Genomic DNA, 25001 nt, shown 5'->3' with positions numbered 1-25001 from the left:
TCATTATTGTTAACAACACTTAACAGCTGTGTATTCGCCAGGTTCAGTAGGAAAGCTATCTAAAAGAACATCACCTTTGTAGTATTCAATCGAGCTATTCAATCCTGTCATAAAATCATCTACTGTTGTATCTTTTATCTTTAGGGAAGCTAGAAAATCTTCATCAATACCTGTTTGCACTAAACTTGCACCAGTTATGTCGCTACCATAAACGCGATTTGTAGGTGCAACAATAGTTAAAGTTGCTGTATCTACAGGATCACTGCATCCACTGGCGGTACAAGTCGCTGTTATAGTGGCTCCATTACTTTCGAATTCATAATTATGAGTATGCTTGAATGTTAAATTAAAATATAAAGTTGATTCTTTTCCAATATTATAATCTGCTAAAGTTCTATTATCTTCTAGGGCTTTATCTGCAAATGTTAATTTCTGCTTATCTGGAGGAAGCCCTTCTTTATCTTGAATCTTAGCTTTAACATTTTCTATTGTATCAGACGGTTCCACATCAAGAGTTATTCTATTGCCTTTTGGGTCTTCAACATAAATATTCATAGCAAAAACATTTGTTAAAGTAAATTGTGTAAATAAAAAAATAGATAGAATTAAAACAAACGAGTGTTTTAAAGCTTTATTTTTCCTGAATCGTTTCATAGATTTATCCCCTCCTATATATTATATAAATAATTATATCACAATAAAGATACATAGACTATTACATTAATTCTCAAGTGGCTTTTTTCTTAGCAGGTTTTAGTGAAAAGATAGTGAACAATTTCTTATTGTTGTTGAAGATTAAAATTTAGAGTGCTATTATCAAATAGTCCTCTAAAAAATTACTTTTAGAGTTGGCATGGGATAAAGAATTAATACACTTTAGGAGTTAAGAATGGAATTATATTCATTAGAATTTGCAATATTCATGGCAGTTTTGCTAGCAGTGTATTACGGAGTAGAGAAGATATTTTATCAATCCAAATATAACGAAGGATATCAATGGATTGTGTTAACTGTTGCCAATATGATTTTTTACGGCTTATGTGGTTTAACTAATCTGATATACATTTTCACAACATCTGTAACTACCTTTGCCGCAGGCCTTTATATGAGCAAAAGGACAGAAAGAAACGCCCTAGATAAGAAAGCACTTAAGAATGACGAAACGAAGTCTAAAGACGAGATTAAAGAAGCTAAGGCAAAACTTAAAGCTAAGTACATGTTTGATAAGCGAGTAGCACTTGTAATTGTTCTACTTATTAACGTTGGAATTCTAGCTTATTTAAAGTACTGGTCAACAATTTACGAATTTTTCAATGGCCTAGGTGCCAAATCAGTGGTAGAGACTATTGAAGAGTCTGTAACTGAAACAGGTAACACAATTTTTTCGGCCTCAAGTGTGGTGATTCCTCTTGGAATTTCCTTCTACACTTTCCAATCTATTAGCTATTTGATCGACATGTATAACGGAAAGTATAAGGCAGAGAATAATTTTTTTAAGTACCTTAATTTCGTATCTTTCTTTCCACAATTACTTCAGGGACCGATTAATAGATATGATCAATTGGGCAATCAGCTAAAAGAAAGACATAAATTTGATTTAGATAACATACACAGAGGTATGCTTCGTATGGCATATGGCTTTTTTAAAAAATATGCCATTGCCGATATGGTATCTCCTATTATCATAGCTGCCTTTAGAAATATAGATTCTAAGACACCTGGTTGTATAATTGTATTTACAATCCTACTTTATTCTATCGAGCAGTACTGCGATTTCTCCGGTGGTATCGATATGGTAATGGGTGCCTCTAAGATGCTTGGAATAGATATGATGGAGAACTTCCGTCAGCCATACTTTAGTAAGTCTTTAGGCGAGTTCTGGAGAAGATGGCATATTTCTCTTGGTGCTTGGATGAGAGATTACATTTTCTATCCAGTAGCCCTAACAAAGCCTATGCAGTCCTTATCAAAGGCTTGTAAAAAGATTAATAATAAAGCACTTGCAACCCACTTAAGTAGGACGCTTCCTGCCTGCCTAGCCAATTTATTGGTATTCTTTATTGTTGGTTTGTGGCATGGTGCTAACGCCCACTTCCTTATATGGGGTATTTATAACGGTCTTGTAATTGCTCTTAGTGACCTTTTTAGCCCTGTATTTGATAAAATGGTAACAATTCTACATATTAATAGAGAGAATAAGTACTACAAGGCTTTTGCCATTGTAAGAACCTTTATAGTTGTAAATATTGGTTGGTATTTTGACGTATTAGTAAATCCTAAGTATAGCTTTTTGTGTCTAAGAAATACATTTATATATTTCAAGCCAGGAAGATTTCTTCGAAGACTTAAGGATTGCGCAGTTTACCAGCAAAATCTATGCCTTAACCTAGCCTTTATTGGCTGCATCGTGGTGCTTATTATCAGCATCCTAAAGGAGCGCGGCATCGACCCAACTGAAAAGCTTATGAAGTCCCCAATTCCTTTTAGAGTTGTACTTTATTCAACACTAATAATTATGATGTTAGTATCCTTTGGACTTAGCAGTGCATCAAGCGGAAGCTTTATGTACGCGAACTATTAATAAGGAGGCCTTATGGAGAATAATGAAAATGTATCGCCACAGGCAAGTCAAAAGCCTAAGCGAAAGAAACGTAAATGGATAGGTGTAATCATTGCTGTAGTTTGTGTAGTTCTTATTAATGAACTGCTTAAATTCTGCCTTGAGCCTTACGGTTCTGCCAGTCAGGTTATGTGGGATGATTACCATAAAGAAGACAGTATAGATCAGATTTTTGTAGGTAGTTCTCTTTGCTATGTAGGTATTAGTCCTTACGTGGTTGATGATATTATGGGTACTAATTCCTATAACATGGGTACACCTTCCCAGTATTTAGCTCAGACTAAGCTAGCAATTAAAACCGCCATTGAAGATCACGGGGTAAAGCGTGTGGTTATGGCTCTTGGCTATTTCTCTCTTACAGGAGAGCGAAGCACTATAGCTGAAGTTTCATTTTTAAGAGCCAAGACAAAGGGCGAGTCCCTTCTAGATAAGCTAACTACCTACGCTAATTATGCCTTTGACGAGGATATTATTGGAACACCAGCTTCCCTAAACTACTTCTTTCCATGGATTTACAATTCTGTGAATTTAAGTGAGGTAGGCTCTAATGTGCAGGCCAAAATAGAAGGAAAGCAAGCCACTGAGCAGGAAATGGTTAATAACGTCTATCGTCATTATGTAGGTAAGGGCTACGGTTATTTATCGGGCTATTTAAATTTTGATGATACAGGAGATGACACTACATATTCCTACTATTCAGAGACTTTTAGTGAGGACTCTCTAAATGAATTAAGAGAAATTGCCTGTCTTTGTGAGGAGAATGATGTAGAGCTTATAGTGCTTGCAACTCCACATCCTGCCTATGATGTATTAAGCTATGGCACTAATGGAGATGAATATTTTGAGAAAATGTTACTACTTCAGGAGCTTTTTGCAGAGTACGGAGCAGAATATTATGACTTTAATTTGGCTAAGGACGAGCTATTTACAACTAGTGATAGCTACTTCTTTGACCATGAGCATATGAATAAGGAAGGCTCGGAGGCCTTCTCTACTTCCCTTGCAAATTTCCTTCTTATGAAGGAGGCGGGAGAGGATGTTTCAAGCCTCTTCTACACGCCAGAGGAGTATTTAGATTCCATAGATTACATATCTACGATTTGGTTTAATACATGTACTAAGAATAATGGAATTAGTGTAACGCCAATAGCCTACACAGGCACTAATGTAGAGGTGGAGTATCAGTACACCGTATATGATGAGAATACAGGAGAATACACTGTGGTTCAGGAATATTCAAGCGCCACAAGTTGTCTTATTCCTTTTGATGCAGATGGCAACGACAACGGCAGCATGAAGATAGTAGTTAACGCAAGACAGGTAGGCTCTGATAGTGCCTATGAGAAACGCTGCATACAAACAATTTGTTACGATAAATAATTTGCAAAAACATTTTTAAGAAACATAGATTTAGTTTAAGAGAAGAGGAAAGTTTAATGAATAATGTATTAGAATGGTTAGAAAAATCCGCAACAAACTATCCGGATAAGATAGCATTTGCAGATGTAGAAAACACTATAACTTACAAAGATTTAGACCTAGAAAGTGATATTATTGCAAGCATCTTAATTAGAGACGAAGATGTTAAAGAAAGACAGGCGATTGCCTTTTACCTTGAAAAATGTGTAGATGCAACGGTAGGTATGTTTGCTACTTTAAAGTCTCGTGCCTTTTATTCTTTTATTGATTTAAGAAGCCCTAAGACTAGACAGACTAAGGTAATTGAAACCTTAATGCCTAAGATTATCTTTACTGATGATGAGAACTATGCCGAGGCTATTAGCATGTTTTCAAGCTATCCTAATACTAAGATCATTAGCCTTGAAACTCTCCTTTCTGATGTACGTAAGGAATTAGAAACTAAGAGTTATGAGGATTTAATTGATAGAGAAAAACTTGTAAAAATAAGACATACAGCTCTTTCAAATGATCCAGTTTATGTAAACTTTACTAGCGGAAGTACAGGCACACCAAAGGGTGTGGTAGTAGGACACGCTTCTATTATTGACTTTATTGAAGTCTTTACTAAGACTTTTGATTTGAATAAAAACGACATTTGGGCAAACCAGGCTCCTTTTGATTTTGACGTATCCGTTAAAGATATATTTGCATCAATATCTGTAGGTGGAACGGTTAACATCATCCCTAGAAGTTATTTTTCAAATCCAACAGCACTTATGGATTACCTAGTTGAGAGAAAGCCAACAGTTTTAGTATGGGCAGTTAGTGCCATGTGCTTTGTATCTATTATGAATGGTTTTGGCTATAAGGTGCCAACTAGCGTTAAGAAGGTTATCTTCTCAGGCGAGGTTATGCCAATTAAGCAGCTAAATGTGTGGAAGAAGTATCTTCCAGAGGCTACTTATGTCAACGTCTATGGCCCAACAGAGATTACATGTAACTGCACATATCATGTGGTAGATAGAGACTATGACCTAAAGGAGGTTATTCCTGCAGGTAGAGCCTTTGAGAATGAGCATGTATTCTTGCTTAATGATAACGACGAGGAAATTACAACTGCCGGAGAAGTGGGAGAAATCTGCGTTGCAGGTGCTTGCTTAGCTCTTGGTTACTATAAGGATAAGGATAAGACATCTAAGGCCTTCATGCCTAACCCAGCTAACCACGAATTCCTTGAGATGATGTATAGAACCGGAGACCTAGGTCGTTACGATGAAGAGGGTCTTCTATACTACGTATCTCGTAAAGATTTCCAGGTTAAGCACATGGGTCAAAGAATTGAGCTTGGAGAAATCGAGGTAGCTGCTAGCTCAAAGGATAAGGTAGAAAGAACATGCTGCCTTTACGATAATAATAAGAAGAAAATCCTTCTCTTTGTCATGGGTGATGCTGACAAGAAGGAGCTCCTTGAAGAGCTTAGAGAAGATTTACCATCTTATATGATACCTAATAAGGTAATTATGATTGATGAAATGCCAATGACAAAGAATGGCAAGATAGATAGAAATGCATTAAAGCAGGTGGCAGGCTTGTAATTGCCACCCGGCGTCGGCGCGCCAATAGTGCCTTGAGGCAACACCTGCGCGCCAGCAGCTTATCGCGGCCAGCGTCTGCGCCAGCTAAATCAAAAGAAAGAGGGACATCATGAACTTAGAAGAACTAAAAGCAGTTGCCGATGAATATGGCAGCCCAACATACGTTTTTGACATAAAAGCATTAAAGGAAAGAATTGAAAAAATCAGACATATTATTGGAGAACAAGTAGGTCTTGTTTATTCAATCAAGGCAAATCCCTTCCTTACAACAGAGCTTGTGGACCTTGTGGATGGTCTTGAGGTCTGCTCTCCGGGAGAGTTAGAACTTTGCGCAAAGTATAAGGTTGATCCAAGTAAGATCATTTACTCAGGTGTCTGTAAGACAGAAAAGGATGTAATCCGCGCCCTTGAATACGGGGTAGGAGTAGATAAAGAGCAAAGAAGCATTGCCACTTTCACAGCGGAATCCCTTCGTCAGGTGGAATATATCCAGAAACACGCAGACCACAAGGTAAATTTAATTCCTAGACTTAACGGCGGCAACCAGTTTGGTATGAGCAAGGAAGACCTTTTCTATCTAATTGATAACCGTGACAAGTTTGACAAAATTGAAATAAAAGGACTTCATTTCTTTACAGGTACCCAGAAAAAGCATGCTAGAAAGCAGTTAAAGGAGCTTGATAAATTAGCAGAAATCCTTGAAATTATAGAAAAAGACCATGGCTTTAAGATGGAAAGGGTTGAGTATGGCCCAGGGGCTAGAGTGCCAATTTTTGCAGAAGATGACAGCACTAACAGCTACGAATCCCTTGAGGAGATTAGCGAAGGCCTAAAGGCTTTGGCAGCTAAGGGTTATGAACTAACTATTGAGATGGGACGTTTTATTGCCACTGAATGCGGTTATTATCTAACTTCTATCGTGGATATGAAGACTAACAAGGACATTAACTATGCCTTTATTGACGGCGGCCTTAATCACGTAAATTACTACGGCCAGATGATGGGTATGAAAGTTCCTGTGGTGGCTAATCTAAACACTAAGGAATTTATAAGCTCTTTAGAGGATGTTCAAGAAAATGCCACAAAAAAGGCTTATTGTTTATATGGTAGCTTATGTACCACAAACGATATTATTGTAAGTCAGCTTCCCCTTGAATTAAATATGGGAGATGTACTTGCATTCTCTAACATGGGAGCGTACTCTATTACAGAAGGTATTTATCTATTCCTTAGTAGAACCCTTCCTCGAGTAGTATTGTGGGATGGAAACGCTAAGTTAGTAAGAGATTATCTAGAAAGCTACGAAATCAATTCTATGAACGCAGTGTAAGCAATCCCCCGCTTCAAAAGCGTAAGCTTAAAGTGGGGGTATAAAGCTTACTAGGTAAATTTTTTACAAAATTAATTATTAGAAAGGATAGACTTTTAAAGTCGAAGGAAAACTATGGAAGAACTTATTGAAATTTTACAGGACGTTAAGGAAGATGTAGATTTTGAAAATTGCACAACACTTATTGATGATCACATTTTAGATTCATTTGATATTTTACAGATCATCTCAGCTCTTACAGATGAGTATGATATTTCAATTCCAGCTAGCGAAATTATCCCAGATAACTTTAATAGCGCTGCAGGTCTTTTAGCAATGGTTGAAAGATTGCAGGAAGATTAATCTTAAAATGTGTATGGTTTTGCAATGCAATTCCATACACATTTTTGTATATAAACCACAAACTGTATTGTCAAGTCTGTGTCAACTTTGTGAAAAAAGTGAAAGATTTATGAAAGCCTTTGAAAATGTATTGCATACTATATTTTGTTATGGTAAACTTGCAAACGTTTGAGGCAGTAAAGCTTATTGCCTTGAATTAACTTAATAATTGCTTATTTGAGTACATGGGTGGATTCCCGAGTGGCCAAAGGGGACAGACTGTAAATCTGCTGGCACTGCCTTCGAAGGTTCGAATCCTTCTCCGCCCATTTGCATGTATTCTGCAGGTAGTAAAGCATTCTTAGTTGTCTTGTTGATCGTAAGATCTTTTTCCCAAGAGCGAGACATTGATGCATCGCTAGGATAACTTAGGCTACGCCAGTTTAACATGTATAAAAATATCGCAAGATTTCCTAATTTTAGGTTGACGAAGCTTCAATCTCGTGATAATATAACTAAGGTCTTGAGGGTACTCAAGAACAAGTTGATTGCTCAGTGAGCAGTTATGCCGGTGTGGCGGAACTGGCAGACGCACAGGACTTAAAATCCTGCGGGACTTATACTCCCATACGGGTTCGATTCCCGTTGCCGGCATTACATTTTTGTAATAATAAGACAAAAGGACTACAAATTAGTTTGTAGTCCTTTTTTTTCTCCCACTTTACAGAAAATATTATTAATAGTAAAATTAAAATATGAATAGAGGGGGAGGGCTTTTATGAAAGTTAAGAGATTGTTATCTTTACTCCTAGTATGTCTTTTTTCTTCAATGATGATTTTAAATCTTGGAGCTTGCGGTAAGAAAAAAGCACAAGAAGCGGAAACAGAGACAGAGACAGAGACAGAGGAGACAACACAGGAGCAGACAGAAGCGCCTGAAGTAGTGGATGTAGTAGACGTTAATTCAAAGACAAGACCATTTGCCATTTCTATTAACAACGTCTATCCTGCAACTACAGTACAGCGTGGCCTAAACAAGGCCTTTTTAATTTACGAGATTCCAGTAGAAGGTGGTCAGACAAGACTTCTTGCCTTCTTTAAGGATGTAGAGGAAGACTTACAGGTAGGAACTGTAAGAAGTGCGAGACACAACATGTTAGATTACTGTTTTGAGTCAGATGCCATATTTGTTCATTTTGGTGGAAGTGACTGGGCTATTTCTCAGATTTCTTCAACAGGCATTGACGACATTAATGGTATGTATGATTCTCCTTTCTGGAGAGAGAATCCAAAGAACCTGGCAACAGAGCATACAGCTTATACATCAACTCTTAAGCTACTTGAGTATGCAAGAGACACTAAGGGATTTAATATGGAAGCAGATTCTGCTGAGGACACTTTAGTATTTAACTACAATGTTTCAGATGTGGAGCTAAGTGGAGTGGAAGGCGCCCTTCCAGCAACTAACGTCAAGGTAACTATTGGCGGCGCCCAGACGACTACATTTTCATATGACCAAACAACTAAGGAATACACAAGAGCTAATAATGGCACAACAGCCTCTGACTATGGCACAGGCGAGAACTTCACAGCAAAGAACATCATCGTTCAGAACATAAGCTATGGCTACATGTCAGATAACTACTGCTTAGACATTTACACAACTGGCTCAGGAACTGGCTATTATATTACAAATGGTAGCGCAATTCCAATCAACTGGTCTAAGGCTGATAGGTATGCTCAGACTGTTTATACTAATGCTGCAACAGGTGAAGAAATTGAGCTTTCCGATGGTAGAACTTATGTTGAGCTTCATCCAACTAGCGAAGGCCTGACTATTGAATAGTTTCAAAAACTGTAGCAAGATAAATTAAGAATTGATATAATGAGTACTGTACGATATGCAGTACTCATTTTTTTAAGAAGGACATTTAATATGGTAGATTTAGGCGCGAAGTTATCAGTTGTAATGCCGGCCTATAATGAGGAAAAACTAATCTATGAGAGCTTGATGAAGACTATTAGTATTGTGTCATCTTTTGTAGAGGATTTTGAAATTGTAGTGGTAAATGATGGTAGCAAAGATAATACATTAAAGGAGATAAAGAGGGCAGCAAAGGAAGACTCTCGCATTAGACCTGTCTCTTACGGTAAGAATAGAGGCAAGGGTAATGCAATCATGGCGGGGGTTATGCAGTCCGATGGAGAATATATCGCATTTCTTGATGCGGATTTGGAGCTAAATCCAATGCAGCTTGAGGGCTACTTAGAGAAGATGCTAAGAGACAACAAGGACGTAGTCATTGGCTGTAAATTTCATAAAGATTCTAAACTAAAATATCCTTTCAAGCGAAAGGTCATAAGCATGGGTTACTACCTTATGCTGCTTGTGCTTTTCCACCTAAATGTGAAGGATACACAGACAGGAATCAAGGTCTTTAAGGCTTCAGCAATCAAGCCCGTAGGCCATTTAATTAGAACCGCAGGTTTTGCTTATGATATCGAGCTTTTAGTGGCGGTTCACAGAAGAGGGGCAAAGATTGCACAGATGCCAGTAGAGGTTGTGTTTGTTAGAGAGAAGAACGCCAACCGAATCGGTTTAAAGGACGCTTGGCATGTATTTTTAGATACTTGGAAGATTTTTTACAGGGTTTATTTTTTACATTATTATGATGAGAAAAGGTAGGGGACGCCTATGTATATAGTTACTAGTATTTTGTTTTGGGGAATTCTATTAGGACTTTTTGCAATCTTTAACAAGAGGTCGTTTTTATTCAAAGAAAATGTTAGCCTTAATTCCACTTTTAAAAAGGGAATTGAGCTTTCCATAATGCTAGTAACTATATTAGTTCTCCAGCTCCCAATGGGGCTTAGCAACAGCTGGAATGGGGTTAATAATAATCACCACGACCAGTATGAGCTTTTGGCTGATAGCTTCCTTGAGGGCCACTTATATCTAGATTACGACGTGGACCCAAAGCTAGAAGCCCTATCTAATCCTTACGACTATCAGGTGCGTAAGCTAAACGACATATCCGTTCACTGGGATAGCGCTTATTTTGAGGGCCACTACTATGTCTACTTTGGAGTAGTGCCAGTGATTCTTCTATTCCTACCTTTTAAGTTAATTACAGGTATGAGCCTGCCAACAATCATAGTAACTAGGATTTTTGTAATCTTTATCGTTCTAGGAATCTTCTTCCTTTTGAAAATGTTACAAAGGCTTTTCTTTAAAAAGCTTCCCGCAAGCCTAGTTTCTCTATTATCTGTTACTGTATCAGTCCTTAGCGTCTGGTATATTCTTGATGCGCCAGAGCTTTACTGCACAGCTATTTCTTGTGGTTTGGCTTTTCAGATTTGGAGTTTTTATTTCTTTATTCATGGCGTTTTTTTACAAAAAAAGAATTGGAAAGTTATAAAGGATGCAATCCTTGGCTCTCTTTGTGGCGCCTTAGTTTGGGGCTCAAGACCAACAATAGGACTAGCAAGCCTTGCGGTGATTCCTTTTATAATTATATATGTGAAGAAGTTTAGGGCAGGAGATTATGAAGTCGGCGGCCGAGTGGAGGTTTGCGGCGAAGCTGCCTGCGAGAATGGCGACTTAGTTTCACCCGCAGCAAGCAAGGCAGCAGGCCGCGGCCCGGTTACAATCTTACGTAACCTCTGCATTGCAGCCCTACCATACCTCCTTGTAGCCCTAGCTCTTATGCTTTACAACTACCTACGTTTCCATAATCCTTTTGAATTTGGACAGTCTTATCAAATGACAGTGACAGACCAATCGGCCTACGGTAACATTTTCAAACGCTTCAATCTAATTGATGTGCTAAACGGACTTGTTTATAACTTCATTAGTTTTAAGACTATAAAGGAGAGCTTTCCTTTTGTAGGCTTTTCGGGGGTATTGTTTGAATTTCCGATACTAATTGCAGTTTTTGCTGCATTTTCAAAAAGAGCTTCATATAAATTAAAGAAGGAGGGGCTTTACGGCTTTAGCCTTTGGCTCTTTGCCTTGCCTATTGTGATTACAGTGCTTTCTGTGTGCTGGACCCCTTACCTGCTTGAAAGATACAAGCTAGATTTCCTATTACTTATGGGAATCAATGCCTTTATCTGCCTTGCAAGTCTTGAGGCCACGGCTAGTAAGAAACATAAGAATGATATAAGGCAATTTATAGCGTATCTTTGCATTATTACAATACTTGGGGCTATAGCGCTTTTTATCACTCCTTACGATGCAAATTTCACTAAGAATAGTCCAGAAATATTGGAAAAGATTTGCAAATGTATATTTTTTGGAAAGAAATATTTGTAAATTGATACTTACACGAAAAAGTTTTACAATATATAATAATCAACTGTGGGTTAATGTGAAAAATATATATGGGGAAATTATTATCAGTAAACTTGTTGACTTTATCTTTATATAAGAGGATAATACAACAATTGTAAGCTAGAGAAAGTAGATTACGCTTAGTAATCGATCTTTAGGAGGATTTTTATGGTTAATTCAATCGTATTGTGCTTACCATTCGTAGGGTTATTGCTATGTATAGCACTTTTTCCTATCTTTAATGCAGAATGGTGGGAAAAGTACAAGGCCATCGCTGTCGCATTCTGGATTATTGTATTTGCAATTCTTTTTACAATCAGTAACAGTATTGTGGGGACAGCTGAGTCTGTATTGGAGAGTTTCTTCGGAGACTATCTTACTTTTATCGTCCTTTTATTTGGACTTTATTGTGTAGCAGGTAATATTTCTTTTGACGGTGACCTAGCCGGTTCGCCAGGAGTTAATGTTATATTACTTATAATTGGAACATTTCTTTCAAGTATCATCGGTACCACAGGTTCATCAATGCTTATGGTTAGACCTATAATCAAGATGAATTCTTGGAGACGTCATAAGGGACACATCATGATTTTCTTCATTTTCATGATCAGTAACCTTGGAGGCGCCCTAACACCTATGGGTGATCCACCACTTTTAATGGGCTTTATGCGTGGTGTACCATTCTTTTGGAGCTTGAATCTATTCCCAGTTTTCATATTTAATTTAGCAGTTCTTTCTGTTATCTTCTATTTTATTGATAGAAAGAGATATAAGAGAGATTTAGCAAGAGGTCGTAGACCTGACCTTTCAAAGGCCGGAACAGAGATTAAGTTCTCAGGACTTCACAATTTAATTTTCTTAGTAATGATCGTTGTAGCGGTTATCTTAAGTGGTGTTTTACCTACACTTCCTGCATTCCAGGATGCAGAGGGAGCTGTACTTGGTATTCACATTTTAGGCGAAGTTACATTTACATTCCCAGCTATGATTGAGTGTGTAATTATCTTAGTTGCTGCCTTCCTTTCATTTAAGACTACTAATAAGGAAATCAGAGAGAGAAACCATTTCACATGGGGCGCTATCGAAGAAGTAGCAATTCTTTTCATTGGTATCTTTATTACTATGGCACCAGCTCTTACATTACTTAAGTCAGTAGGTCCAGACCTTGGCCTTACAAAGCCTATGCAAATGTTCTGGACAACCGGTGCACTTTCAAGTTTCCTTGATAACACACCAACTTACCTTGTATTCTTAACTGCCGCAGGTACACTTGGTTACACATCAGGTATTGCAACAACAGTTGGTATAATTCCAGCTCATATGTTACTTGCAATCTCATGTGGTGCCGTATTTATGGGAGCTAACACATACATCGGTAATGCACCTAACTTTATGATCAAATCAATATCAGACGAAAATGGTATCAGAATGCCAAGCTTCTTTGGTTATATGAAATGGTCTATTGGTATTCTAGTGCCAGTGTTCATTCTTGATACTTTAGTCTTCTTCTTATAGGAGGTGGAATATGAGTGATAATATGACACAGAAAGAAATTACTAAGTCTGATCTTGCAAAGTTAGCTGAGCAGATTTATGACTTAGATAAAAAAGTTTACGAAGCAACAGGTTCTAAACTTGGTCGCTTATTTAGTGATGATAGAACAACATCAGTTGAAGAGATTATGGAGACTATGACAGAGGGTAATAAATCTCATGCCCTAAGAAGTATGGTAGCCTTAATTGGTAACATGGCTCGTACAATCAAGCAGAGAGACCACCAGGCTTGGAAAGAGATTATGAAGGAATACGATAGCATTTTAAAAGAAATCTCAACTATGTCTCCAGGCTTTGGTCAGGTAGAAATTCTTGATTATGAAGCAGCTAAATTATGTGACGTAAGTAATGCGGTTGATGCAGGTGTTAAGCATCATCGTATCATTTGCATAAACAGAACTTATGGTAGCGCAGGTACTGAAATCGGTTTTGCGCTTGCTGATAAGTTAAAATGTAACTTCTACGATGCAGAAATCTTCCAGGAAGTTATTAGTAACCTTGAGGAAGGAAGAAACGTTAACGAAATTCAGAATTCCAAGGATAAGGGTTACAAGTATGATAGAAAGAAGCATAGTGTCTTCTATGAGAAGAACTCAGATCAGTTAAGATATCTTTTAAAGAATCTCAACAGATATCATGGTCTTCCATTAAAGGATGCAGTTTTCTTTAAAATCAGTGAAATTCTTTGCGATATTTCAAAGAGTGAGGACTTCGTTGTTATGGGTAGATGCGCGGATGCCATTCTTACTAATAACCACATCCCTCACGTTAGTATCTACATTACAGCGCCAGAAGATGAGCGTATTAAGAGAATGATGGAAATTAACGGAACTGACTATAAGACTGCTAGAAAGCACTTAAGAAAGGTCGATAAGTTTAGAAACAGATATTACAAGTATTATACAAGTAAGGACTGGGACGAAGCTAATAATTATGATTTCTGCTTAAATAGTTCTAGATACGGAATTGCAGGATCTGTGGATTTAATTGCAGATATGCTTACAAGAACAGAAAACTGTTAAAAATTTGATAAAGAATTATAGAATCTATACAATTAATTTGTTATAATATTAGTGATAAGGTGATGCTTTTTATTAGCATCACCTTTTGATTTATGGGCGTTCTTAGAGGTAGTATATGTATAATTTTGATTTTGATATATGTGCAATTATTATAAGTTTAATTGTAATGGGCTGCATGTTTGTCATTAAAGACAGAGATAGAGATGAGAATAAGATGTTTTTCTGGATCGTTATTAACGGTCTTATTTGTGCGGCTTTAGATATCATTTTCTCGGTTGCAGTAAATAATAAGGGTTGCATACCACTCCCTCTTTTATATACCTGCAACAATTTATATTTGCTAATTCATAATTTCGTGCCATATCAGTATTACATTTACGCCAATATGATTTCTGGCGCTTTTTATAAGACTAATAAGAAGAAGTACAATCTACTTCTCATTCCTTATTTTGTAAATTTTGTACTTCTTATAACTAACAGATTCCACAATCTAGTATTCTCTTTTGATAGTAATTACGGCTATCACAGAGAAATACTTATGATTTGCATATACGGTGTGACATTATTTTATTTAATATTCTTTTTGGTACACATGATTATCTACTTTAAGTCTATTAGGCTTAAGATGGTGATTATGTTGTCTCTCTTTATCTGGAGTGGAATAGTTTCCGTTATTGTGCAGTATTTTTACCCACATCTTTTAATCGAGTTATTCGTGCAGGCAGTGGTTTATATGTCTGTTATGATTAGTCTTGATGATGAGGCAAGCCACAAGGTATCAGAGTATGACGTATATAGCCGCAACACCTTTAAGCGAGATGTGAAGCTTTTAATTGATAGTGACAACAAGTTTAGCGTTATAATGCTTAAGCTTACTAATATAGAAGGTTACATGTCTGTTCTTGGTATTGATCAGATTAACGAGAGTTTATTTAATATCGCTACTTGGCTAAAGACTGTGGATAGGCAGGCTAGGGTTTATTCTTTAAATGTAGGCGTATTCGCAATTGTCCTTACAGGTCAGGAGAATAACAAAGCCGAATATGTTTCCTACGTATTAAACACTAGATTTAGAGAGGCTTGGAAGGTTAATGACATTGATATAGAATATAATGCTATAGTCTATGAGGTTCATGTGCCAGATAACCTAAACCGCGTGGAGGAGCTTTTACTTCTTGGCTATTCTGAGACTGGCAATGGTTCAAGAGTAACCTTTGTCTCAGGAAAGGGACTTGAGGAGTTAAAGCGTAGATTAAAGATTGAGCAGGCCGTTAGACGAGCTTTGATTTCTAATAATTTCAAGGTTTACTATCAGCCAATTTGGGATAGAGCGCACAACAAGATTAAGTCGGCAGAGGCCTTACTTAGACTTTACGACCCAGAGATTGGGGCTATTAATCCTGAGGAGTTTATTAGAACTGCTGAGAAGAATGGAGCCATCATTGGCATCGGCGAATTTGTCTTTGAGGATGTGTGCCGCTTCTTAAGCGAAAGAGACCTAAAGAGTCTTGGAATTGACTATATCGAGGTTAATTTATCTCCTGTGCAGTGTATGCAGCGAGACTTAACCGATAAGTTCATTGATATTATGAGAAAATATAACATCGACGTGAACATGCTAAACCTTGAAATTACAGAGACAGCAGCCGTCGAGAATACAGAGGTTATGAAACGGACAATTAGCAAGCTTCGTGAAATTGGCTTTGCAACTTCTATTGATGATTTTGGTACTGGCTTTGCTAGTATGAGTAGCGTCTTTAATATTGATTTTAAGCTATTAAAGATTGATAGAGAGATTCTTTGGAGAGCAGAGGAGAACGAAGAGGCCATGATTATGCTTAAGAATACCATTGAGATGGGTAAGCGTATGGGCAGAAAGATTGTTCAAGAGGGCGTAGAAACAAAGGCACAGAAGGAGCTTATGGAGTCCCTAGAGTGCGATTATTGTCAGGGCTTTTACTTCTCAAGACCTATTCCTGAGGATGAGTTCGTGGAATATGTGAAGAAGTATAATGGAATAAACTAGTGTGTTGTGGCCCTATGATACATTTTTAACTCAGTCGGAGTACAAGCTCCGACTGAGTTAAACGTTCCGCGAGGATGCGCACGGATTCGGACAGGAATTTGTCTGCTGAAGCAGACCCGAATCCGGCGCGCAAGACTCGCGAGCGAGACTTGAAAATTAAAAAACTTAAAGGAATACCACCTTAATATGGAGAAAATAATAATTGTTAATATCCTATTAAAGGTGGTATTATAATGTGGATATTTATGAAAGGTTGATTATTGTTATGGGATTATATTGAACGAAGCATCGTTAAGAAATTTAGAAAAATTACTTATATAGAAAGACAGGAAAATAAAATGATTAAGACAAGATTAGTAAAGCTACTCTCTAACTCTAAAAAGTATATTTATCTTAATATTATAGTTCAGTGGGTTTCACTAGTAGCACAGATACTAGCTATATTTTTAATAACTAGTTTTATAGCAGATGTTTTTGATAATAACGGATTTTTATTTTTTACTAATGATAGTGTAACTCAAGCATTGTTTGTTAATACCAATAAAATAACTTACAAGTTAACAGCCCTAGGAATTGTTCTTTTTACACTATGTTTACTTATAGCTATAAGAATGATTGCTGCTAAGTTACTAAAAAGAATAAACTTTCTTGCAAGTGTCAATGTAAAAAAGCTTTTAAGAGATAGAATATATGACAAGCTTTTAAGACTTGGACCATCTTATAAAGAGCAGATATCAACAGCAGAGCTTGTGCAACTAGAAACAGAGGGAGTTGAGCAATTAGAGACTTATTTTGCTAAGTATTTACCACAGCTTTTTTATAGCTTAATTGCTCCAATAACTCTTTTTTTAGTGCTTTGTCATATAAGTCTAAAGGCAAGTTTGCTTTTATTAATATTTGTTCCTTTAATACCGATCTCAATTGTAATTGTTCAAAAAATTGCCAAGAGATTACTTAGTAAATATTGGGATGCCTATGCTAAACTAGGAGATTCCTTCCTTGATAATCTCAACGCTCTAACAAGTTTAAAACTATATATGTTAGATGAGATTAAGCAAAAGGAAATGGATGAAGAGGCTAGTAATTTTAGAAAAATTACAATGAAAGTTCTTACAATGCAGCTAAATTCTACATCAGTCATGGACATTGTTGCATATGGTGGGGCAGCAGTTGGAATGGTAGTAACAATTAAGGAATACTTTAATGGCAATATTGGATTAGCAGGTGCACTCTCAATTATTCTTCTTGCATCTGAATTCTTTATTCCTTTAAGATTACTTGGTTCGTATTTCCATATAGCTATGAATGGCATGGCAGCATCAGATAAGATCTTTAATTTACTTGATATGCCAGAGCCAAAGCAAGGCAATAAAGAATTAGCTAAATCAGATAAGGCAAGCCTTTCATTTATGAAACATGCTAAGGCAGAATCAATTTTTGTTAATATAGAGAATCTTAAATTCTCTTATGATAATAATCGACAGATTTTAGATGGTTTAGATTTAACTCTTCCTGCAGGTTCTTTTATTTCTTTAGTTGGAGAATCTGGTTCAGGAAAGAGTACAGTGGCAAGTTTAATTACAGCTAAACATAAAAACTTTACAGGTAGTATTAAAATTAACGGTTTGAATATTTCAGACATCAAGCCTGAGAGTTTAGCTTCTAATATTACATTAGTAGGAACTAATAGCTACATTTTTACAGGTACAATTAGAGACAATCTTCTTATGGCTAAGTCAGATGCTAGTGATGAAGAGCTTTTAGATGCCCTTGAGAAGGTTAATCTTAAAAATCTAGTTATGCTTCGAGATGGACTTGATACTAAGATTAATGAAAGAGCAACTAATTTATCAGGGGGACAGGCACAAAGACTATGTGTAGCAAGAGCCTTTTTAGCTGATACTCCTATGTATATCTTCGATGAGGCAACATCTAATATTGATGCTGAAAGTGAAGAAATCATAATGAGAGTTATTAAGGAAATTGCTAAGACTAAGACAGTGCTTTTAATTTCTCATAGATTAAAAAATGTTGTAGATTCTGATTGCATCTATATGCTTGATAAAGGTAGAATTGTGGAGGCTGGTAAACATCAGGAATTAATTCTTAATGTAGATGATAATAAGACTAAGGATGAGAATTATGGTGCCTATGCTAGACTTTTTGATGCCCAGGCTAAATTAGAGAATTTTAAGAAAAAATCAGACTCTGAAATTAAAGTGATTGACGCTAGAGCTGGAGTTTGTCTATATGATGATTTAAATAAAGACAGAGCTAAAGAAATAGCTAATGCTAAAAAATTAGAAGAAGAAAGAAGACAAAAAGAGGAAATTGAATTAGCGCTAAAAGAAAAGCAGTTAAGGGCAGAAGCGCTAAATAGAGTTCATAATAAGCTCTATGAAACTAAGAGCTATGTTAAAAAAGATTACTTTGATAATATTGAATATCACAGAAATCTAAGCTATAGAAAGAATTCTCTAGAAGACGAACTAGATAATCCTAATCATAATATGATTAATAGCGAAATTAAAAAGCCTAAGGAAATTAGTAACTTAGCACTAATTTCTAAATTAGCTAGTCTTACAAAACCACTTATGGGAATTATGGGACTTGCAATCCTTCTAGGAAGCGTAGGTTATTTAGCAGCTATTTCCCTTTCTATAATTGCTAGTGGTTTAATTGTTGAAAATTGGGGTAGCTCTTATGCAGTAACTGGCCTATATGGAAGCATAACTTGTGGCCTTACAAGTAAGGAGAGAAATGTAGTTTGTATAATTCTTATTATTATAGCTGTATTAAGAGGTTTCCTTCACTATGCAGAGCAGTATTGTAATCACTATATTGCCTTTAAATTATTGGCAATTATTAGACATAAAGTTTTTGAAAATTTAAGACGTCTTGCACCAGCTAAGTTAGATAATAAAGAGAGAGGTAATCTTATTTCTATTATTACATCAGATATTGAGCTATTAGAAGTCTTTTATGCTCACACAATTAGCCCTGTTGCAATTGCCTTTATTGTAAGTTTAATATCTGTGATATTCCTTGCTCATTATTCTATGATTCTTGGAGTTATTGCAGCTGTTGCTTATATAATTGTAGCTGTAATTATTCCTTTAGTTAATGGTAAATTATCTTCAAATGCTGGAGAAAAGGTAAGAGATATATTTGGCCAATTAAATAGTCTAAATCTTGACTCTATTAGGGGAATTGATGAGACAATTCAGTATGGAGATGGTTTAAATAGACGTTTAAAACTAGCTAAGGAATCTAAGAGATTATCTTTTTATCAGGAAGATTTAGCTAATTATGCAGCTAGTTCAAGTATGATGACAGAGATGGTAATTCTTGTGGCTTCCTATTTAGTGTTTGTAGTGGCTCTAAATTTAGCTGGCAGCCGTGATATTACATTTGCCAACGCCATAGTAGCTACAGTAACTATGATGTCATCATTTGGTCCATGTGTTGCTCTTTCATCACTATCAAATAATTTAAACCAGACTTTTGCTAGTGCTAAAAGAGTTATTTCTATTATTGAGGAAGAGCCGGAAACTAAGGATGTTTTAGATGGAAAAGACCTTGAAATATTAGATGAAGATTCTAATAAAAAGTTTAAGAATAAAAATGAGATTCTTGTAAGTCAGCTTTCATTCGCGTATAATGATAAAGAAATACTACGTGATTACAATGCAGTTTTTGAGGCTGGCAAGATTACTGGAATACATGGAGAAAGTGGCTGCGGTAAATCAACATTACTAAAGCTAATTATGCGATATTTTAAGCCTAATAAAGGTGAAATAACTATTGCAGGAACTAATTTAGACCAGATTAATACAGCTTCTCTTAGAACTAATATAGCATTCGTAAGTCAGGAAACTGAACTTATTAATGATACAATTGCAGCTAATATAGCATTTGGAAAATATAATGCTAGTAGAGAAGAAATCATTGAAGCCGCTAAAAGGGCATCTATTCATGAATTTATTCAGGGTTTAGATAATTCATATGATACAGTTATAGGTGAATTAGGAGAGAGATTGTCATCTGGCGAAAAGCAAAGAATAGGTCTTGCAAGAGCATTCCTATCAGATGCACCTATAATATTATTAGATGAACCAACATCTAATCTTGATTCCTTAAATGAGGGAATTATCTTAGAATCACTTTCTAAGATGGCTAAGGGAAAGACTATTATTATAGTTTCCCATAGAGAGTCCACTATGAATGCAGTGGATACTAAAATTATTATGTAATTATTTACTAGAGATATTAGTAAAAAGGAGGATAATATGGCTTCACAGTATAGTTGTGATTATTGCAATAATCTCGTCTTTGACGATGAATTAGAAGAATATGTCTGTGATGTTAATATGGACGAAGATGACTATGCTAGATTATTAAATTCAAAGTATAAACAATGCCCATATTATCAAAGCAATGATGAATACAAGGTGGTTCGCCACCAGATGTAGCAAGCCCTTTATGGGTTGCTACTTAGCGTCAAGCTGATTGCCGAAGGCAATTCTAATGCTTGATGTTCCTGTAAATGTAGTACTTGCTTTAGCAAGTGCTACCTAGCGTCAGCCTCATCTTGCGAAGCAAGATTTTTATGGCTGATGTTCCATCAAATGTAGCAAGCCCTTTAGGGGTTGCTACTTAAGTTTAAATGTAGAGGTAAGGATATGGACGATAAAAGATTTGCAGTTTTAATTGATTCAGACAATATTTCGTCTAAATATATTGGTAGCATTTTAGATGAAATGACAAAATATGGAGTTATAACTTATAAGAGAATTTACGGTGATTGGACTAGTACACAAGCTGGCAAGTGGAAGAAGGAGCTTATGGAAAATTCAATCACTCCAATTCAGCAGTTTAGAAATACAGTGGGTAAGAACGCTACGGATTCCACACTGATTATCGACGCTATGGACATTTTATATACCCACAGCGTGGATGGTTTCTGCATTGTAAGTAGCGACGGCGATTTCACTAGACTTGCTAGCCGACTTCGCGAGTCCGGCATGGAGGTCATTGGAATGGGGGAGAATAAGACTCCACGTTCTTTTAGAGCTGCTTGCTCCGTATTTACAGATCTAGAATTGTTGCTAGATCAAAACGACGATGACGTTACTGAGATTGATAAGAAGAAGGCCAAGAAGCCAGAGATAGTGCTTACCCAGAACAAGGTTGAGAACGCTATTATTGAGATTATTACTGAAAATGATAACAAGGGCCGCCAGACAGGTCTCGGTGAGATTGGTAGTCGTCTTCAGAAGAAGCATTCAGATTTCGATGTAAGAAATTATGGATATAGTTCGCTTTCTAAGTTCCTCGAGGAAATAGAAGCATTTGATGTTAAAAATGTTAATAACACAGTAGTAGTAAGCCTTCGCGAGGATGACTCAGCCCTTAAGCAGGTCATCGATTTTGCAGTTGATAGCGTAGGACAGACAGGAAAGACAGGCATGGAGCTTGGCGCTCTAGGCCAGAGAATACATAGCAAATTCCCTAACTTTAAGGTTAAAGAGTATGGTTACTCAACCCTTTCAAAGTTTATAAACGGAATTAAGGTGCTAAAGATTGCAAGCGTAGACGGAAGAAAACTGGTATTTATTACTGGACAGAAAGGATAATTTTTTAAAAATGGAAAAGATAGCAAGTTTTAAGGTTAACCACTTAGATTTACTTACAGGAGTTTATGTTTCAAGAAAGGATCATGTAGGAGCAGAGACAATTACTACATTTGACTTAAGATTTACAAGACCAAATGTAGAGCCACCTATGGATAATCCTGGTTTACATACAATCGAACATCTTTGGGCAACTTTCTTTAGAAACCACGAAGAATGGGGACCTAAGACAATCTACTTCGGACCAATGGGTTGTAGAACAGGTTTCTATGTAATTTTTGCAGGCGACTTAAAGTCTGAGGACATTATTCCTGTTTTAAGAGAAGCAGCAGATTTCGCATTGGCTTTCAATGATGAGATTCCAGGAGCTACTCCAAGAGATTGCGGAAACTATTTAGATAACAACTTAAACCTAGCTAAAATCTACATCAGAAAGTTTAAGTCTGAGGTTTTAGATAGACCAACTCTCGATAGATTAAGCTATCCACAGTAGTTTGCTTAACATTATTAAGTTAGGCCTAATAAGATAAGCTATGGGTCATTGACTGACTATATTTTCTTAAGTACATTTTCAAAAACTGATTAAGAATCAAAAGGTTTTTAAGAGAATGTATTAATATTCTAAGCTTTTTAGAAAATAACTTGCAATGATTTCTGATTTAGGTTATTTTATTACATGTAGTCAACAAGTACTACAAGAAGGAATTTAAGATTCTAATATATTGAATATAAGAACAATGGCGTTCACTTTTCGAAAAGTTTTTTAAATTTTCGTTTAGTGGCGCCTTTTTATTTTCTGATATGAGGTTAAGAAAATAAAGTACACAATATGTAGGAAATAATGCAAAAAAACCTATAGCATTCTTCCTAAAAATTGTAAAATTTCATAGTTGATTAATTTTCTAAAGTTTTGTAGACTATGTAAGGACAAAGGTTCTTATTTTTAATTAAGAATATTAGCAAGAAAGGTGAAGAAGTTATGAGTGAGAGATTCAATGTAGCCGATATCTTTGGCGAGAACGTATTTAACGACACAGTTATGAAGGAGCGTTTACCTAAGAACGTATATAAGAATTTACGTTTAACAATGGATGGTAAGCAAGAATTAAGTAAGGAAGATGCCGATGTAGTTGCTAACGCAATGAAGGATTGGGCTATCGAGAAGGGTGCAACACACTATACTCATTGGTTCCAGCCACTTACAGGTGCTACAGCTGAAAAGCATGATTCATTTATTTCTGCACCAAAGTCTAATGGTAAGGTTTTAATGGAATTCTCTGGTAAGGAATTAATCAAGGGTGAGCCGGATGCTTCATCATTCCCATCAGGTGGCTTAAGAGCTACATTTGAAGCAAGAGGTTATACAGCTTGGGATTGTACATCACCAGCTTTCGTTAGAGAAGATGCTGCAGGTGCAACATTAATTATCCCTACAGCTTTCTGTTCTTACACAGGAGAAGCTCTTGATCAGAAAACTCCACTTCTTCGTTCAATGGATGCCATTAATAAAGAGGCATTACGTTTAGTTAGATTATTTGGAAATACAGAAGCTACTAAGGTTACACCATCAGTTGGTGCTGAGCAGGAGTATTTCATTGTAGATAGAGAAAAGTATTTACAGAGAAAGGATTTAGTATTCTCTGGAAGAACTTTATTTGGTGGTATGCCACCTAAGGGTCAGGAATTAGATGACCATTACTTCGGTGCTATTCGTGAAAGAATTGCAGCATACATGAAGGATGTTAACAAGGAATTATGGAAGCTTGGCGTTTCAGCCAAGACTCAGCATAACGAAGTTGCACCAGCACAGCACGAGCTTGCTCCAATCTATGCAGAGTGTAACATTGCAACAGATAACAACCAGTTAACAATGGAAGTTATGAAGAAGGTTGCATATAGACATGGTTTAGTTTGCCTCTTACATGAGAAGCCATTTGCAGGCGTTAATGGTTCAGGTAAGCATAATAACTGGTCTATGACTACAGATAATGGCGTTAACTTACTTGATCCAGGTAAGACACCACATGAGAACATTCAGTTCTTATTAGTATTAGGCTGTATCATGAAGGCTGTTGATACACATGCAGATCTTTTAAGAGAGTCTGCATCTAACGTTGGTAACGACCACAGATTAGGCGCTAACGAAGCACCTCCAGCAATTATCTCTATGTTCCTTGGCGAGCAGTTAGAAGATGTTGTTATGCAGCTTATTGATAAGGGTGATGCTACAAGCTCAATCCAGAAGGGTAAGTTAAAGACTGGTGTTAAGTCTTTACCAGACCTTGCTAAGGATGCAACAGATAGAAACAGAACATCACCATTTGCCTTCACAGGTAACAAGTTCGAATTTAGAATGGTTGGCTCAGCAGATTCAATTGCTCCAGCTAACGTAGTATTAAATACAATCGTAGCAGAAAGCTTCAAGGAAGTTTGCGACGAATTAGAGAAGGCTGAAAACCTTGATATGGCTATTCATGACAAGATTAAGGAACTCTTCACAAAGTATCATAGAATCGTATTTAACGGTAACGGATACTCAGATGAATGGGTAGCAGAAGCTGAGAAGCGTGGTCTTCCAAACATCAGAAATATGGTAGATGCTGTTTCAGCTCTTACAACAGATAAGGCTGTTAAGTTATTCGAGGAATTCGGTGTATTTACTAAGACAGAGCTTGAATCAAGATCTGAAATTAAGTACGAAGCTTACTCAAAGGCAATCAACATCGAAGCTAAGACAATGCTTGATATGGCTGCTAAGCAGATTGTACCAGCTGTTGTATCTTACTCAACAGAAGTTGCTAACTCAGCTCTTGCAGTAGCAGAAGTTGGTTGCGATAACTCAGTTCAGAAGGAATTATTAGCAGATATTACAACAGAGCTTAAGGCTGTTAAGGAAGCTCAGGCTAAGTTATCAGAAGCTGTTTGCAAGGCTGCTAAGGTTACAGGTGCTAAGGAACAGGCTGTATTCTACAGAGATGTTGTTAAGACAGCAATGGATGAACTTAGAAAGCCAGCTGATAAGCTTGAAATGCTTGTTGATGAAGAATACTGGCCATTCCCTCAGTATGAGGATTTAATCTTTGAAGTTTAATCATTGATTATGAATATAATAGTAATTAATAAATTACATTTGAACGCAGTGTAAGCAATCCCCCGCTTCAAAAGCG

17 protein-coding genes, 2 tRNA genes and 1 pseudogene are annotated in these 25001 nt (G+C 36.6%); 19 read left to right on the top strand and 1 reads right to left on the bottom strand.

Going from position 1 to position 25001, the window contains the following annotated elements; all coding sequences use genetic code 11:
* Positions 1-9: 9 nt before the first annotated feature.
* Complete coding sequence (locus G600_RS15500) at positions 10-654, bottom strand: ubiquitin-like protein (protein WP_242826381.1); 645 nt, start codon at positions 652-654, stop codon at positions 10-12.
* Between the two features lie 235 nt (positions 655-889).
* Here G600_RS15500 and G600_RS0110900 point away from each other — a divergent pair, with 235 nt between their 5' ends.
* From G600_RS0110900 to G600_RS0110815, 19 genes and pseudogenes are all read left to right on the top strand, one after another.
* Entirely contained in the window at positions 890-2581 is a 1692-nt protein-coding gene (locus tag G600_RS0110900; RefSeq protein WP_027431947.1) for an MBOAT family O-acyltransferase, read from the top strand.
* 12 nt (positions 2582-2593) lie between these two features.
* Positions 2594-4000 (top strand): SGNH/GDSL hydrolase family protein, encoded by a 1407-nt coding sequence (locus tag G600_RS0110895; protein ID WP_027431946.1) that lies wholly within the window; start codon positions 2594-2596, stop codon positions 3998-4000.
* A gap of 56 nt (positions 4001-4056) precedes the next feature.
* Positions 4057-5616, top strand: a complete 1560-nt coding sequence (locus G600_RS0110890; protein WP_027431945.1) for an amino acid adenylation domain-containing protein — start codon at positions 4057-4059, stop codon at positions 5614-5616.
* Between the two features lie 109 nt (positions 5617-5725).
* The gene (locus tag G600_RS0110885) at positions 5726-6946 is read left to right on the top strand and encodes a diaminopimelate decarboxylase family protein (protein ID WP_027431944.1); all 1221 of its coding nucleotides are present in this window, start codon (positions 5726-5728) and stop codon (positions 6944-6946) included.
* Between the two features lie 114 nt (positions 6947-7060).
* The gene (locus tag G600_RS0110880; RefSeq protein WP_027431943.1) at positions 7061-7288 is read left to right on the top strand and encodes an acyl carrier protein; all 228 of its coding nucleotides are present in this window, start codon (positions 7061-7063) and stop codon (positions 7286-7288) included.
* Between the two features lie 226 nt (positions 7289-7514).
* A tRNA-Tyr gene (locus G600_RS0110875) sits at positions 7515-7596 on the top strand.
* A gap of 238 nt (positions 7597-7834) precedes the next feature.
* A tRNA-Leu gene (locus G600_RS0110870) sits at positions 7835-7921 on the top strand.
* Between the two features lie 124 nt (positions 7922-8045).
* The gene (locus G600_RS0110865) at positions 8046-9113 is read left to right on the top strand and encodes a DUF3048 domain-containing protein (RefSeq protein ID WP_027431942.1); all 1068 of its coding nucleotides are present in this window, start codon (positions 8046-8048) and stop codon (positions 9111-9113) included.
* A gap of 90 nt (positions 9114-9203) precedes the next feature.
* Positions 9204-9953: a glycosyltransferase family 2 protein gene (locus G600_RS0110860; RefSeq protein ID WP_027431941.1), complete on the top strand. Its 750-nt coding sequence runs from the start codon at positions 9204-9206 to the stop codon at positions 9951-9953.
* 9 nt (positions 9954-9962) lie between these two features.
* The gene (locus G600_RS0110855) at positions 9963-11582 is read left to right on the top strand and encodes a hypothetical protein (RefSeq protein ID WP_027431940.1); all 1620 of its coding nucleotides are present in this window, start codon (positions 9963-9965) and stop codon (positions 11580-11582) included.
* Between the two features lie 186 nt (positions 11583-11768).
* Positions 11769-13115, top strand: a complete 1347-nt coding sequence (locus G600_RS0110850; protein WP_034246323.1) for a sodium:proton antiporter — start codon at positions 11769-11771, stop codon at positions 13113-13115.
* 10 nt (positions 13116-13125) lie between these two features.
* Positions 13126-14175, top strand: a complete 1050-nt coding sequence (locus tag G600_RS0110845) for a cytidylate kinase-like family protein (RefSeq protein WP_034246320.1) — start codon at positions 13126-13128, stop codon at positions 14173-14175.
* Between the two features lie 115 nt (positions 14176-14290).
* Positions 14291-16201, top strand: a complete 1911-nt coding sequence (locus tag G600_RS0110840) for an EAL domain-containing protein (RefSeq protein ID WP_027431937.1) — start codon at positions 14291-14293, stop codon at positions 16199-16201.
* Positions 16202-16539: 338 nt separating this feature from the next.
* Positions 16540-18411: pseudogene (locus tag G600_RS16255) on the top strand (ABC transporter ATP-binding protein/permease); the annotation flags it as partial.
* Positions 18412-18711: 300 nt separating this feature from the next.
* Positions 18712-20454, top strand: a complete 1743-nt coding sequence (locus G600_RS16250) for an amino acid ABC transporter ATP-binding/permease protein (protein ID WP_081669475.1) — start codon at positions 18712-18714, stop codon at positions 20452-20454.
* A gap of 36 nt (positions 20455-20490) precedes the next feature.
* Entirely contained in the window at positions 20491-20673 is a 183-nt protein-coding gene (locus G600_RS0110830) for a DUF6472 family protein (RefSeq protein ID WP_027431936.1), read from the top strand.
* 210 nt (positions 20674-20883) lie between these two features.
* Positions 20884-21837: an NYN domain-containing protein gene (locus G600_RS0110825; protein ID WP_027431935.1), complete on the top strand. Its 954-nt coding sequence runs from the start codon at positions 20884-20886 to the stop codon at positions 21835-21837.
* A 10-nt stretch (positions 21838-21847) separates the two neighbouring features.
* Positions 21848-22327, top strand: coding sequence for an S-ribosylhomocysteine lyase (locus G600_RS0110820; RefSeq protein ID WP_027431934.1), 480 nt, complete (start codon positions 21848-21850; stop codon positions 22325-22327).
* Positions 22328-22813: 486 nt separating this feature from the next.
* Positions 22814-24925: a glutamine synthetase III family protein gene (locus tag G600_RS0110815; protein WP_027431933.1), complete on the top strand. Its 2112-nt coding sequence runs from the start codon at positions 22814-22816 to the stop codon at positions 24923-24925.
* Positions 24926-25001 lie beyond the last annotated feature (76 nt).

The sequence above is a fragment of the Lachnospira multipara ATCC 19207 genome, assembly GCF_000424105.1.
Lineage (GTDB): Bacteria > Bacillota > Clostridia > Lachnospirales > Lachnospiraceae > Lachnospira > Lachnospira multipara.
This window is presented reverse-complemented; position numbering and strand designations above follow the sequence as displayed.